Here is a 12944-nt window from a genome sequence, read left to right on the forward strand (position 1 = left end):
CCTCATCGCGGCCCGGCCCGCTGCCGAACCTTTTATCTCCTCTACGAACGGGCCATGGCGGTTTCGACACGCCTCGACGAGCAGGTGGCGTTTTTCTGCGTCGAACGTGTCGGGGCGTCGCTGCCGCGTCCACCGGGGCACTCACCGTCGAACTCCGCGGCGCGCGGTGCTGCTCCCAAGCTGCGATCCCGGACGGCAAGCACCACATGCCTGACAGGAGACGACATTCTGCACCCGCCCGCTACATCTCGTGCTCCCAGCTCGCGAGCGTGTCGACTTCCGCGGCATCTGCCAGCGACTCCAGCTCCGCGATCTCCTCGTCGGTCAGCTCGATGCCGACAGCTCGCACCAACCCGTCGAGGTGGGCTGCCTTTGTCACTCCGATGATCGGGGTCGTTCCCTTGGCGATGGCCCACGCGGTGGCGACGTCGGCGGCAGACCCGCCGTGGTCCTCGCCGATCGTCCGCAGCCGGTCCGTGAGCGGCTGCAGCTGGGGAAGGATCCCGTTGTACCCGGCCGCCCGGCTGCTGCCCTCCGGCATGGGACTGGCCGGGCTGTATCGGCCGGTCAGCGCTCCTTGTTCGAGGACCAGGTAAGAGAAGAACCGCACGTCGTGCGCGCGGCAGTGTTCGAGAATGCCCGCGCGCTCGGAGCTCCGGTGCAGGAGGCTGTAGTGGTTCTGGACCGCCTCCACCCGGAAGCCCGCCTCGCCGAGGATTTCGTCGGCCATGGCGATCTCCTTCAGGTTGTGATTGGAGACGCCGACGTGCTTGATCTTGCCGGCCCGCAGCAGCGGGATCAGAGCCGGCGTCCAGCGGGCCACGTCGGCGGGGTTGTGGATCCAGTACAGGTCGACATAGTCGGTGCCCAACCGGTCCAGGCTCTGGGCCAGCATGTCCGCGACCGGATCGTCGCCGTCGCCCGCGGCTTGCGGGGTGAACTTCGTCGACAGCTGGTAGTCGCCGCGGGCGTAGCCGTTCAGTGCCTCCGCGAGGACGCTCTCCGAGCGGCCCATTCCGTACACCACCGCGGTGTCCCACAGGGTGAATCCGTGCGCCTGCGCCTTGTCGACGATCTCTCGCAGGCCGGCCGCGGTCAGCTCGCTGCCGAAATAGCCGTCGCCCGGCTCGCCGCTGTCTCCCCAGGCCCAGGTGCCCAGTGCCACCGACGGAGCGGGCAGTGTTTTGCTCGTCATGTCCCTGCCTCCATTCTCGTTTCCCGATCTCTACGAGACCGCGTCGGCTGGCACCGGAGCAGACCGCGTTTATCGGGGGTACGACCTCAACCCCCTTCGCGCCACGACCTGCGGATACCGTGGATGTCATGGACCAGCTGCCCGGAAAGCGCGACGAGATCCGGCATTTCCTTTCCAGCCGACGCGCCAAGATCACCCCCGAGGAGGCCGGGCTGCCGACCAGCGGCCGTCGCCGGGTCGTGGGGCTGCGGCGCGAGGAGGTCGCTGTCCTGGCGGGGGTGAGCACGGAGTGGTACACGCGGCTGGAGAAGGGGCACGTCGGCGGCGTGTCCGAAGCTGTCCTCGACGCCGTTGCTCGCACCCTGCGGCTGGACGACGACGAACGCACCTACCTGTTCGACCTCGCCCGCTCGTCGCGGCCCGCGAGCCGCACGCCGTCGCGTCGCCGGGACGTCGAGATTCCGGCCCGCGTCCAGTGGCTGCTCGATTCCATGACGCTGTCCTCGGCGTTCGTCCGCAACGGCCGCACGGACGTCGTCGCCAGCAACGCCTTGGCCCGAGCCCTGTACGCGCCGATGTTCGAGAGCGCCACCGTCGACCGGCGCGGCCGCCCCAACCTCGCTCGCTACATCTTTCTCGACCCCAGCGCACAGCGTTTCTTCGTGGACTGGGACGCCGCCTGCACTGCCACCGCCGCCCTCCTGCGCGCCGAGGCCGGGCGCGAGCCGCACGACCGGGCGTTGCGCGAACTCATCGGCGAACTGTGCACTCTCAGCGCCGAGTTCCGCGACCTCTGGGCCGCGCACGACGTCCTGATCCGCCACGACGGCGTCAAACGGCTCCAGCACCCCGACGTCGGCCGCCTGGAACTGACCTTCCAGTCCCTCGATCTGCCACTGTCCGGCCGAGCGGTGCACGACCTGATCGCCTACACCGCGGAACCCGGCACCGAATCCGAAGACCGGCTCAAACTCCTTGCCAGCTGGGCAGCTCCTTCTCGGCAGCCCGGACCGCGCTGAGTCGGCGTCATTTCAGGGCACTGCCACAGGGCGAGAGAGGTGCATTTCGATGGATGAGCGAGAGGTGGGGGAAATGCGCGAACAGGCTGTGGCCCCGACGCTTGACGAAGGACTCGACGACTGGGTTCCGGTCGATTCGCTGATCTGGAACGCCTCCCAGGTCGTCCCCAAAGACAGCGACCGTTTCGCTGGCTTCTTCGCCGCTGTTCTCGGTTATCTGCTTCGTGAAGGCCTGATGGTCGTCGGAGAGATCGGCGATACGGGGTTCGAGCCGTGGGCCACCTTGTCGGTTGAGGACACCGTCGAACGCGTTGTCCGCGACTGCCAGGCGGTCTCCTGGTCGCCCAAGTTGGGTTTGTGCTGGCTGTCGAACACCCCGGAAGGTGACCGCCTGGCCCGGTTAGCGGCTCATCGGTGAGATGAAATCGACGGCGATACCGGAGAGATCCCATCCCAGCAGGTTGTCCTGGCCGGTGCTGGTCAGGATTTCGTCGAGATCGCGCTGGTACTTGATCCAGGCCTGTTCAGTCGCGACCGGACTGTAGATACCGATCCTGCGAAATACGCCACCGGGGAAGCGGTTGAGAAGTTCTTTGCAGTCGGTCGGCAGAGGTGTGCGGAGTTCGAGGAGTCGGGCGATCTCGTCGACAAGAGACTCGGCATCGGCTTCGGTCATCGGCTCTCCCAGAAATCAGCGGCGACAGGCGCGGGCACACCAGCGCCTCCCCTCAGGAGTTCCCGTTCTCCGAACCGCCCCCGAACTTCGCCCATACCTTGCTTGCCGTATCCGCCACCGTCTCCCCGACTTCGGTGAAGACCTTCGTCAGCGGATCAGCCGAAGCGGTCCACGAATCCTTGTACGACTTCGCCGCGGACTTCAGGTCGTCCTTCCAGTCCGTGGTGGGCGTGTCGTCGTCCCGGCGCGGGTAGTCGCCGGTCAGGATTGCCCGGTATTCCTCCGACGCGGCCCATTTCTGCAGTTGCGTCGCGCGGACCACGGCGAACGGGTGGGTTTCCGTTTCGACGTACTTCAGTTTCAGCAGACTGTCGCGGATGTCCTCGCCCGCCTCGTATTCCGCGCCTTGCTGAAGGAAGGACGGGATGTCGATGCGGGACGGGTCGACCCCGCCGGCCAGCTGGATTTGCGCGCGCAGCGCGGCGGTCGGGTCCTGGCCGCAGAGCAGGCCCGCGCGGTCGCACGACAGTTCGGCCTTGCGGTACCACTCGCTCAGCGCCGCGATGATCGCCCGGATGCCGAGTGCGCTCACCGGGGTCCAGGACATCGACATCTGGAGGTTGATCAGGCGCACCATGATCGTCCGGTACACCGCGTGCCCGGACAGCACGTGCCCCATTTCGTGGCCGATGGCGAACCGCAGCGAGTCGTGGCTCATCTGGTCGACCAGCGCGGTGCTGATCCGGATGAACGGCTCGTCCATGCCGAGCGCGGCCGCCTGCATCCGAGGATCCTGGTAGACGAACAGGTTCGGCACCGCGGGGAGGTCCAGCGTCTCGGCGCATTCGCGGCGCAGCCGGTCGAGTTCCGGGTACTGCTTCGGGCCGACGCGAATCGACGACGCCAGCGCCATCAGCCGTTCGCCGCGTTCGTTGTAGAAACCGGAGACCGCCTTGATCACCTGCGCGAAACCGGGCACCGCGCGCAGCGTGGCGAGCGCGCCGCGGTCCACCGGGTGTTCGTAGGCTCTCGGGCTGATTCCCGGAAAACGCACGGCGGCCCGGCGCGCAGGTTCGATTTCTTCAGTCATCGCTCCCCCAGTGAAGTCGTCGGAGCCAGCCTACTCAAAGACGATCATCGAGTGCTTTCGCGGCACCAAGACGCGACGGTATTGTGGGCTATTCACGAAAACACTGCGCATTCGGTAAGCACGGGCCGAGTTGTCCAGGCCGCTGCGCGGGCGACGGCGGCCGCGCCCGGCAGCGCTGCCTGTCCGTGCCGGGTTGGCTACGATTGATCACGACTGCGGGGGAGGCGGCGTGGCGCAAGGACCTGAAGAGCCCATCCCGGACGTGGACCTCGACCGGCCCAGCGTGGCACGGGTTTACGACTGGTATCTCGGCGGCACGGCCAACTGGGCCATCGACCGCGAGTTCGGCAAGATGGTCCTGTCCGCCTTTCCGGCCGGGATGTACTGCGCCCGGGCCAACCGCGCCTTCCTGCACCGCGCGGTGCGGTACCTGGTGCGGCTGGGCGTGCGCCAGTTCGTCGACATCGGCTCCGGCGTTCCCACGATGGGCAACGTGCACCAGATCGCCGACGACGTCGCCCCGGACTCGCGCGTCGTCTACATCGACCGCGAACCCGTCGCGGTCGCGCATTCGCGGATTTTGCTGGAGCGCCACGGCGATCCCGCACGCCACGCGGTGATCCAGGGTGATCTTCGCGAACCGGACGAACTGTGGCAGTCCGTCGCGGACACCGGCGTCATCGACCTCGACCAGCCGCTGGCGCTGCTGGTCACCGCTGTCCTGCACATCCAGCAGCCCGGCCCGGACGGGCGCGACCTCGGCCCCGAGGCCGTCGCGCGGTACCGCGAGCTGCTGCCGTCGGGCTCGTATCTGGTGCTGTCGCAGATCACCCACGAGGGACTGCCCGAGGACATCGCCGGACAGCTGCACACGGTGATCGAGCTGTACGACACCAATGTCAGCAAGCACGTGCTGCGCTCGAACGCGGAAATCCGCGCGCTGTTCGGCGACTTCGAGTTCGTGGAGCCGGGGGTCACGTGGACCGCCGCCTGGCGTCCCGAGGAAAGCGGACCCGACACGCCGGTAGTCGACTTCGCGGATCCGAGCGAGGCGGCGATGCTGGCCGGGGTGGCGCGCAAACCTTGAGCCTGCGCCAAAATTGGGGCAGCGGTCAATGCAGTTCCACCCGCAACAGCCTGGCATTGCGGAAAGTCCCGTCCGGCGGAGCAGTCGTGCCGCCGTCCGTGGTCACGTAAAGGGCCCGCCCCTCCTCCCCCGGCACCCATACCGCACTCGACGGCCCGACCAGGAGTTCGTCGAACGGCTCGCCCGCGACATGCCGGACTTCGCTGCCGTGCCGCGGAATCAGCGGCACTCGGTCGAGCGTGTTGGCGCGATGCCTGGTGACGTAAGCGAATCCGGCTTCCTCGTCGACGGCGAAGTCGTCCGCGTTGTCGATCGCGGCAACGAATTCCGCACCACCGGACGGGTCCAGCGTCGCGGGGTCGACCGGCACTCGCATGAAGACTTTCTGCGCGGTGGACGTGTAGTAGAGGTACCCGGTCCGCGCGCTGTACCGGACGCCGTTGACGCCCGGCTGGCGCGGAGGGGCGACCTCGGCGTCCGGATCGTCGGCCATGGTGTCGTGGGCCAGCCAGACCCGGGCCTGTGCGCCGCGGGCGTCGGCATCGAGGTCGACGCGCCAGATCAGCCCGGCGAAGCAGTCGGCGACGGCCAGCACTCCGCGGCCGAGCAGGCAGCTGCCGTTGAGTGCGCGCACGCGGTCGTCGAAGGTGAAGATCACCTCCGGGGCGACCGGCTCCCCCGGCGTCCAGCCGGTGAGGTCGAGCCGGACCAAGTGGGATTCGTGGGTCGTGTACCCCTCGGTCAGGCTGATCACGAAGACGTCCGGCTGCACCTCGACGATCCCCGTCACCGGATGGTCGAAGCGGTGCACGAGAACCGGACCCGGCGCGAGCCACAGCTCCTGCTGCAGCAGGACGGTGACCAGCACGGAACCGTCGGCGCGGACGGCCAGGTTTTCCGGGAAGTACTTCTCCGGGAAGGACGCGACCGGGGTCAGCGTGACGTCGGGAACGGGGGGCATGGGCACGGGCGGCTCTCCTGACACGTAAAAGAGGACGGACATCCGCTTTTCTTTCACGCTAAGCTGCCGGGGCGAGAGATGTCAAGGCGAGGAGCGCGACGTGCCGAGGGTGAGCCAGCAGTACAAGGACGACCAGCGGGGAGAGATCCTGGCGGCCGCGCGCCGCTGTTTCCTCCGCAACGGCTTCCACCGCACGTCGATGCAGGACGTCTTCGCCGAAGCGGGCAAGTCCGCGGGCGCGGTCTACCGGTACTTCCCGAAGAAGGAGGACATGATCGTCGCCGTCGCCGCGCAGAACCTCGACGACGTCACCGGCGTGCTGCGCGCGGCCCTCGCCCGCAGCGGCGGCGAGAACGGCGTCGGCGAGGTGATGGCGGAACTGCTGGAGGCCGTGGCCGAGCTGCACCGCGACCGGCAGCTGGCGAGCATGGCGGTGCTGGTCTGGTCGGAAGCGCAGCGCAACCCGGAACTCGCCGACCGGCTCACCGCCGCGTCAGCCGAGATGAGTGCCGAGGTGGCTGGTCTCGTGCGCAGCCGCCAGGAGACCGGGACCTGGACCGGTGCCTCGGCCGACGCTCTCGCGCAGGCGATTCTGGCGCTGCTGCCCGGGTTTCTCTTCAACCTGGCGCTGTCCGGACCGGACGGAGTGGCCGGATTCCCCGACGCGGTCCGCACGCTGTTGCCGCGGTGAACCGCCCGGGTTTGCGTCTGCCGGGGCGAACGAGTGAGATGCTCTGATGCTCATCCCGTCCGAAATCACCCCGGTTCCCTGGCGCAACGGAGCCGGTACCACCAGGGAACTCGCCGCCGACACCGATCCCGCCGGCGAAACGCGGTGGCGGATCAGCGTCGCGGACCTGCTCGAAGACGCGCCGTTCTCGGCTTTCCCGGGAATCGACCGGCTTTTCACCGCGCTGGGGCCGCTCCGGCTGACGATCAACGGGACCGTGAAGGACCTCGACCGCGGCGACCAGATCCGGTTCGCCGGAGAAGACACCGTAAGCGTCACGCTCGACCAGCCGACCCGAGCCCTCAACGTGATGACCCGGCGCGGGCTGTACCGAGCCGAAGTCGTCCTTCGCTCGCCTGCTGCGGACAGTGCGGAGAATGCGGTCGCGTCGATCGACCTCGACGGGCAAATCGCCGACGTTTTCCTCACTGCGCTGGCATGATGCAGCGATGACCAGCACCGCGCGGCGCATGTTCGAGCTTCTGGAGCCGATCTGCCTCGTCACGTTCTTCGCCGACGAATGCAACGACGAACTGGCCGCGCTCGGTCACCGCACCTACTGGGACGGCTATTTCGCCAGCCGCGCCGCACCGTTGGGACGGGTGCCGGCGGAGGTCGTCCACGCGGCTTTCTACAACTTCGCCGACGGCGAGGTCGCGCGGCACATCCCGAGCGCGTGGGAGACGATCCCGCCCGAGGAGTCCGTCGCCGCCCGGGAACGGGGCAGCGCGGCCTCCCTGCGGCGGATTCTCGGCGAACTGGCCGACTCCCCGGATCTGGTGCGCGCCGCCGACCTGACCGCGAAAGCCGCGACGAGCGCGCCCACCGAGGGACGGATGATGTACGCGGGAATGCGGACCCGGCCGGTGCCGAGCGATCCGGTGGCCCGGTTGTGGCATGCCGCGACCATGCTGCGCGAGCACCGCGGGGACGGGCACATCGCCGCGCTGGTCGGCGCGCGGATCGGCGGCACGGAGGCGCATATTCTGTCCGCGCTGGAAATGGGCATCCATCCGCCGGAGTCGTTCGGACGCGTTCAGCACCTGCCGAAGAAGCGGCTGGCCGCGGTCATGAACGGCTTGCGCGAACGCGGATTCGTCGACGCCGAGGGCCGGTTCACCGACGCGGGCCGCGAGGCGAAGGAACGCATCGAAAATCTGACCGACGAACTCGCCGCGGCGCCGTACGAAGCGTTGAGCGCCGCCGAACTCGAAGAGTTGATTGCCGTGCTGGAACCGATCACGGCGAAGGTGGCGGCCGCCGCATCCCGGTGACCTGCCGGGACCGCGCGCGGCAACCTCGGCGACGCGGCGTCGGCGGGCACGAAACGTCAGCGACTTCGTGCCCGGCCAATCGCCGACCGACCTCGCCGGTGCCGTCTCCGCGGCCTGAGGCGCAGCGTCTCGGGAATCCGTGGTACGGCCACGCGATCAAGTGACCTCGGTCGTGCCGCGCGCGGCGAGCCGGACGGCGTCCATCGCCGCGACCTCCTTGGGCGTCCGGCGTTGCGCGCCCACCCCGAGGAAACCGCCTTCCTGGTTCACTTCGGCGACGACGGTGGCGATTTCCACCAGGAACTCGCGGAAGTCCGGCAGCTCCGCCGGCGCGGTCTTCGCGACGATCGCCGCGGCCGCGCGGATGGTCTTTTCCGCGTACCCCAGGTATTCGGCGTATTTGACGCCCGGCCGCAGTCCCGTGTCGAAGGCCGACGAAGCGGCGACCTCGCGGATGAAACGCCTCGGATGCGCGACGCTCGCTTCCCGCAAGGTCTTCACCAGCGCGAACATTTCGTCCGAATCGACCCCGCCGACCGAGAGCCCGACCAGGATTCCCGACGCCATCATCGCCCGCTGCAGGGTCGCCCATTCCTCGGCGGTGAAGTCCTCCTCGCCCGCGCCGCCGCGAGCCCGCCCGTCGCGGACCACCTGCATGCCCACGCTGGCCACCAGGCCCGGAATGCTGCGCGCGACGTGCAGTTTCCGCGTCCGCACCGGTTCCGGCAGGTCGTCCCAGCCCACCAGGTCCGGGTCGGCCACCTCGCCGGCGGACTGCTCGGAACGCCACCGGTCGTGTTCCCGCTGGGCCAGCAGCAGGACTTCGTCCTCGCCGAAGACGACGGTCAGCGACGGGTCGAAGGCCGGCACCATCACGCAGCCGACCAGCGCCAGGTGCTCGCCCAGCTGCCGGGCCTGCGCGCGGGTGACCGCCTTGTGCTCCTCGGGCGCCTGGTCCCAGCGGGGCGGGACCCAGGCGTGGACGGTCCGCTGGGCGTGGCCGTCGACGTCGTGGATCGCCCGCGCGAGATCCTCGATCAGCTCGCCGCGGGTGTAGCGGCTGAGGTCCTCGATCAGCCGGTCCTGCGCCTCCAGCCGGGCCTTCATCCGGCGGCATTCGTGCAGGATCGCCTCGCCGTTGAGGAAGGTCTGCTCGGAACGCCGGTCGCCGGCCTGGCCGAGCACGCCCTGCCCGACCATGATCACGATCATGAAGACCAGCTGGACCAGCGTGGACAGGAAGGTCATGAACGCGAACGGGTACGGGTCGAGCCGCTGCACGCCGAGCGCGGCCAGGCCCATCCAGACCACCTGCGTCCCGGCCGCCAGGTAGAACGCCCACATGCTGCCCAGCCGCTGCGTCAGCCAGGCCGCGATCCGGCCGTTGACGCTCACCGCCTGGTCGAGCGCCTGCGGCGGCCGCTGCACCCGGTGCTGCTGGATCCACGGATGCGGGCTCGACTCCAGCAGGCTCACACCGCGGCTGAGCGCCCGGTCGTGCTGGTCGAGATGCCGCTGCAGGTCCGCGATCTGCTCGAAGACGGCCTCGGCGTTCTCGTAGGTCTGCACCGAACGGCGGTCGGCCGCGCCGCCGAGCACCCGCTGGCCGACCAGGATCACCAGGCACAGCACCAGCTGCACGACGTTGTCCAGGAACAGCAGGAACGCGAACGGATACGGGTCCACCGCGCGCAGCGGGCCCCAGGTCGCCAGCGCCATCCATCCGGCGACGAGCGCGAGGACGACGTACAGCGCGGGCATCGACCCGATCGCGCGCGTCAGCGCGGCCGCGAACGCGCCGTTGAACCCGACCTGCTCGTCCGCGGTCGTGGCCGGACGGCGCAGCCGCGGCATGCGACGGCGATTCACCCGATCCGTCCGGATCCGGCGTTCCCGCACGTTTTCGTCTGCTCCGTGGATCCGCGCCGCGTCACCGTCGAGCCCCTTCCGCTTCGAACCGGTTGCCGTGCCCCAGTATCCCGGCCCGGCCCGGGAGGGGTCCACGGCGGCCGTGCTTGTCTGTCCACTGAGGACTGACCGCGAGGCGCGGCTGTCTTCTGATTCATGCCCGCCCGGCAATGCTTTAGCCTCGTCCGGTGGACCGGGGAGGTTCGTGAATGGCGTTGGAGTTCCGGGTGCTGGGCGAGGTCGGCGCGCTCGCGGACGGCGAGGCGCTGGCCGTCGGGCACGCGCGGCAGCGGCTGGTGCTGGCCGCGCTGCTGGCCGACGCCGGCCGGGTCGTCCCGGCCGGCCAGCTCGCGCCCCGGGTCTGGGGCGAGCATCCGCCGTCCCGCGTCGCGAACGCGCTGCAGACCTACATCGCCCGCCTCCGCCGGGTCCTGCAACCGCACGGCGGAGGCATCGAACGGCGCTCCGGCGGATACGTCCTCCCGCTGCCGGATCCGCGCGCGCTCGATCTGCACCAGTTCACCGACCTCGTCAGCCAGGCCCGCACGACCGTCGACGACGGCGAAGCCGCGCAGTTGTACGAGCGTGCTCTCGGCCGGTGGCAGGGCGAGGCCTTGCTCGGGCTCGACTCGGCGTGGGCCGACAGCGTCCGGCATTCCCTCGCCCGCCAGCGCACCGCCGCCGAACTCGACTATGCCGATCGGCAGCTGCGGCGCGGACACCCTGGCACCGTCCTCGGCCTCTTGGCCCAGCGCGCGGACGAATACCCGCTGGACGAACGCATCGCCGCCGCTTTGCTGCGCGCCCTGCACCTCAGCGGGCGCACCGACGAAGCGCTGGCCCGCTATCAGCGCACCCGCACCATGCTCGTCGACGAACTCGGCGCCGACCCGTCGCCGCACCTGCGCGCGGTGCACGAGGAAATCCTCGCCGCCCAAACGCCCGCACCCGCGCCGCCGCGAGTGTGGGCCGCGCCGGTCCCCCAGCAACTCCCTTCCCCGCCGCCTCGGTTCGCCGGGCGCGAGGACGAACTCCGCCAGCTCGACATCCTCACCGAACGACACGCCGCGGTCCCCATCGCCGTCCTGCACGGCGGTGGCGGAATGGGCAAAACCGCCCTCGCGCTGCACTGGGCGCACCGGCAAGCGAGCGCGTTCCCGGACGGCCGCCTCTACGTCGACCTGCGCGGCTTCAGCCCGGACGGAGACCCGACCGCGCCCGACGTCGCGTTGCGGGGTTTCCTGCACGCACTCGGCGTCACCGGCACCGCCATCCCGCCTGGACCCGACGCGCAAACCGCGCTCTACCGCACCCTTCTCGCCGGGAAACGCGTTCTCGTCGTCCTCGACAACGCCCGCGACACCAGTCAGATCACGCCGCTGCTGCCGGGCGAACCGCGGTGCGCCGTCGTCGTCACCAGCCGCAACCGGATGACCAGCCTGACGACCTCCCACGGCGCTACACCGCTCGCGGTCCGGCCGCTTCCCGCCCCGCACGCCCGAAGCGTCCTGATCGCCCGTCTCGGCGCGGATTATCTCGACACCGACCCGGACGCCGCCGAACAACTCGTCACCCGCTGCGCCGGTTCTCCCTTGGCACTGGGAATCCTGGCGGCTCGGGCGGCCGAACACCCCGGATTCCCGTTGGCCGCACTGGCCGCCGAACTCACCGACGTGAGCGCGCTGGACGACGGAGACGCCAGTGTCGCCGCGGTCCTGTCGTGGTCCCTGCGCGCTCTCCCGCCGCAGCACGCCGAGGTGTTCGAACTGCTCGGCCTCGCGCCCGGACCGGACGTCAGCGTCCGCGCGGCGGCCAATCTCACCGGCTTGTCCCCCAACGCCGCCGCAGCGATTCTCCGTGCGCTGGAACGGGTTTCACTGCTGGAGGAGGACGCACCCGGGCGCTATCGGATGCACGACCTGGTCCGTCTCTTCGCGAAAACCCACCCCGGCCTTCCCGCCGAGGCACGCACCGCGGCGCTGGCTCGCATCATCGGTTACTACACCGGCACCGCGCTGGCCGGAAACCGCGTATTGCATCCGCATGGTGTCCTCCCGCAGGGCATCGACACCGGACACGAACATCCCTATCCGCATCCGCCGGCGAGCACCGCCGAAGCCCTCGACTGGTTCGACGCGGACCACGACTGTCTCCTCGACGCCCAGCGAATCGCCTTCGCTCAAGGGTGGCATCAACCCGCGTGGCAGCTTGCCTGGGCCCTGACCGCCTACCACTACCGGCGCGGATTCCTGCACGAGGACCTCGCGGTCTGGCCCGTCGCGGTGCAGGCCGCCGACGCGCTCGGCACTCCGGAGACCCGCGTCCTCGCCCACCGCCGCTACGGCCTGGCCTGCGCCCGCGGCGCCCGCCACGACGACGCCCTCGCGCATCTCGCCGAGGCGCGAGACCTGGCCAGCCGCGGCGAGGACCAGCGCGTGCGCGCCATCATCGAACACGATCTCGCGCAAACCTGGGAACTGTACGGTGACCATCGCGCCGCGCTCGAACACGCCCGCCGCTCGCTGGAACTGTTCCGCCCGCTCGGAAACCCGGTCTGGGAAGCGCAGGCGCACAACGGCGTCGGCTGGTATCTCACGCTCCTCGGCCAGCACGAACAAGCCCGCCCGCACTGCGAACGCGCGCTGCGGCTCTACCGGACGGCAAACCATCCGGCGGTGGCCGACGTCCTCGACAGCCTCGCGCACATCGCGCACCACACCGGCCGTCACGCCGACGCCGTCGAGCACTACCGCGAGGCGCTCGCGTTGTACCGGGAAAGCGGCAACACCTATCTGGAAGCCGACACCCTCGAACACCTCGGCCACACCCACCGGGAAATGGGCGACTCCGGGGCGGCGCGCACGGTGTGGCAGCTGGCGCTCGACTTGTTCCGCGCTCAGGGCCGGTTCGCGGAGGTCAATTCGGTGGAAGCCGCGCTGGCCCACCTCGATGCCGGAAAGAGCTGTTCCGCACCCTAGCGGCCGCTGCTCCTTCACCTGGCCCC

Annotated in this window: 12 protein-coding genes; 7 read left to right on the forward strand and 5 right to left on the reverse strand. The window is 69.6% G+C overall.

All coding sequences use genetic code 11. From position 1 onward, the window contains the following. Positions 1-241: 241 nt before the first annotated feature. Positions 242-1195, reverse strand: coding sequence for an aldo/keto reductase (locus tag SSMG_RS26970; RefSeq protein WP_009081203.1), 954 nt, complete (start codon positions 1193-1195; stop codon positions 242-244). Positions 1196-1323: 128 nt separating this feature from the next. On the opposite strand from SSMG_RS26970, the gene SSMG_RS26975 reads away from it, so the two are divergent. Continuing rightward, positions 1324-2214: a helix-turn-helix transcriptional regulator gene (locus SSMG_RS26975; RefSeq protein ID WP_009081205.1), complete on the forward strand. Its 891-nt coding sequence runs from the start codon at positions 1324-1326 to the stop codon at positions 2212-2214. Positions 2215-2263: 49 nt separating this feature from the next. Continuing rightward, complete coding sequence (locus SSMG_RS26980) at positions 2264-2632, forward strand: hypothetical protein (protein ID WP_009081206.1); 369 nt, start codon at positions 2264-2266, stop codon at positions 2630-2632. Here SSMG_RS26980 and SSMG_RS26985 read toward each other — a convergent pair. Together SSMG_RS26985 and SSMG_RS26990 are read right to left on the reverse strand one after the other, a co-directional pair. Then, positions 2615-2890: a hypothetical protein gene (locus SSMG_RS26985; protein ID WP_009081207.1), complete on the reverse strand. Its 276-nt coding sequence runs from the start codon at positions 2888-2890 to the stop codon at positions 2615-2617. The two genes, SSMG_RS26980 and SSMG_RS26985, sit on opposite strands and share 18 nt — an antisense overlap. 52 nt (positions 2891-2942) lie before the next feature. Further along, complete coding sequence (locus SSMG_RS26990) at positions 2943-3980, reverse strand: M48 family metallopeptidase (protein ID WP_009081209.1); 1038 nt, start codon at positions 3978-3980, stop codon at positions 2943-2945. A gap of 229 nt (positions 3981-4209) precedes the next feature. On the opposite strand from SSMG_RS26990, the gene SSMG_RS26995 reads away from it, so the two are divergent. Continuing rightward, positions 4210-5067 (forward strand): SAM-dependent methyltransferase, encoded by an 858-nt coding sequence (locus tag SSMG_RS26995; RefSeq protein WP_009081211.1) that lies wholly within the window; start codon positions 4210-4212, stop codon positions 5065-5067. A gap of 25 nt (positions 5068-5092) precedes the next feature. Here the strand turns inward: SSMG_RS26995 and SSMG_RS27000 are convergent, their stop codons facing one another. After that, a complete protein-coding gene (locus SSMG_RS27000; RefSeq protein WP_009081212.1) occupies positions 5093-6028 on the reverse strand; it encodes a hypothetical protein in 936 nt (311 codons plus the stop codon). Between the two features lie 100 nt (positions 6029-6128). On the opposite strand from SSMG_RS27000, the gene SSMG_RS27005 reads away from it, so the two are divergent. Genes SSMG_RS27005 through SSMG_RS27015 form a run of 3 tightly spaced genes read left to right on the forward strand, consistent with a single transcriptional unit; the run spans position 6129 to position 8032 of the window. Continuing rightward, a complete protein-coding gene (locus SSMG_RS27005; RefSeq protein WP_009081214.1) occupies positions 6129-6719 on the forward strand; it encodes a TetR/AcrR family transcriptional regulator in 591 nt (196 codons plus the stop codon). A 46-nt stretch (positions 6720-6765) separates the two neighbouring features. Then, positions 6766-7200: a HutD family protein gene (locus SSMG_RS27010; RefSeq protein ID WP_009081216.1), complete on the forward strand. Its 435-nt coding sequence runs from the start codon at positions 6766-6768 to the stop codon at positions 7198-7200. A gap of 7 nt (positions 7201-7207) precedes the next feature. Continuing rightward, a complete protein-coding gene (locus SSMG_RS27015) occupies positions 7208-8032 on the forward strand; it encodes a hypothetical protein (protein ID WP_037715001.1) in 825 nt (274 codons plus the stop codon). 156 nt (positions 8033-8188) lie between these two features. On the opposite strand, the gene SSMG_RS27020 is transcribed toward SSMG_RS27015, so the two are convergent. Continuing rightward, the gene (locus SSMG_RS27020) at positions 8189-10036 is read right to left on the reverse strand and encodes a DUF1003 domain-containing protein (protein ID WP_009081222.1); all 1848 of its coding nucleotides are present in this window, start codon (positions 10034-10036) and stop codon (positions 8189-8191) included. A gap of 113 nt (positions 10037-10149) precedes the next feature. Here SSMG_RS27020 and SSMG_RS27025 point away from each other — a divergent pair, with 113 nt between their 5' ends. Next, positions 10150-12918: a BTAD domain-containing putative transcriptional regulator gene (locus SSMG_RS27025; protein ID WP_009081224.1), complete on the forward strand. Its 2769-nt coding sequence runs from the start codon at positions 10150-10152 to the stop codon at positions 12916-12918. Positions 12919-12944: the final 26 nt, after the last annotated feature.

Origin of the sequence: Streptomyces sp. AA4 (assembly GCF_000158875.1) — a bacterium.
In the GTDB taxonomy this organism is placed as follows: domain Bacteria; phylum Actinomycetota; class Actinomycetes; order Mycobacteriales; family Pseudonocardiaceae; genus Amycolatopsis.

Excerpts from the sequence above, each read along its gene's own strand:
- SSMG_RS26970 (WP_009081203.1), bottom strand. The coding sequence starts at position 1,195 with ATGACGAGCAAAACACTGCCCGCTCCGTCGGTGGCACTGGGCACCTGG.
- SSMG_RS26975 (WP_009081205.1), top strand. The coding sequence starts at position 1,324 with ATGGACCAGCTGCCCGGAAAGCGCGACGAGATCCGGCATTTCCTTTCC.
- SSMG_RS26980 (WP_009081206.1), top strand. The coding sequence starts at position 2,264 with ATGGATGAGCGAGAGGTGGGGGAAATGCGCGAACAGGCTGTGGCCCCG.
- SSMG_RS26985 (WP_009081207.1), bottom strand. The coding sequence starts at position 2,890 with ATGACCGAAGCCGATGCCGAGTCTCTTGTCGACGAGATCGCCCGACTC.
- SSMG_RS26990 (WP_009081209.1), bottom strand. The coding sequence starts at position 3,980 with ATGACTGAAGAAATCGAACCTGCGCGCCGGGCCGCCGTGCGTTTTCCG.
- SSMG_RS27000 (WP_009081212.1), bottom strand. The coding sequence starts at position 6,028 with ATGCCCCCCGTTCCCGACGTCACGCTGACCCCGGTCGCGTCCTTCCCG.
- SSMG_RS27010 (WP_009081216.1), top strand. The coding sequence starts at position 6,766 with ATGCTCATCCCGTCCGAAATCACCCCGGTTCCCTGGCGCAACGGAGCC.
- SSMG_RS27015 (WP_037715001.1), top strand. The coding sequence starts at position 7,208 with ATGACCAGCACCGCGCGGCGCATGTTCGAGCTTCTGGAGCCGATCTGC.
- SSMG_RS27025 (WP_009081224.1), top strand. The coding sequence starts at position 10,150 with ATGGCGTTGGAGTTCCGGGTGCTGGGCGAGGTCGGCGCGCTCGCGGAC.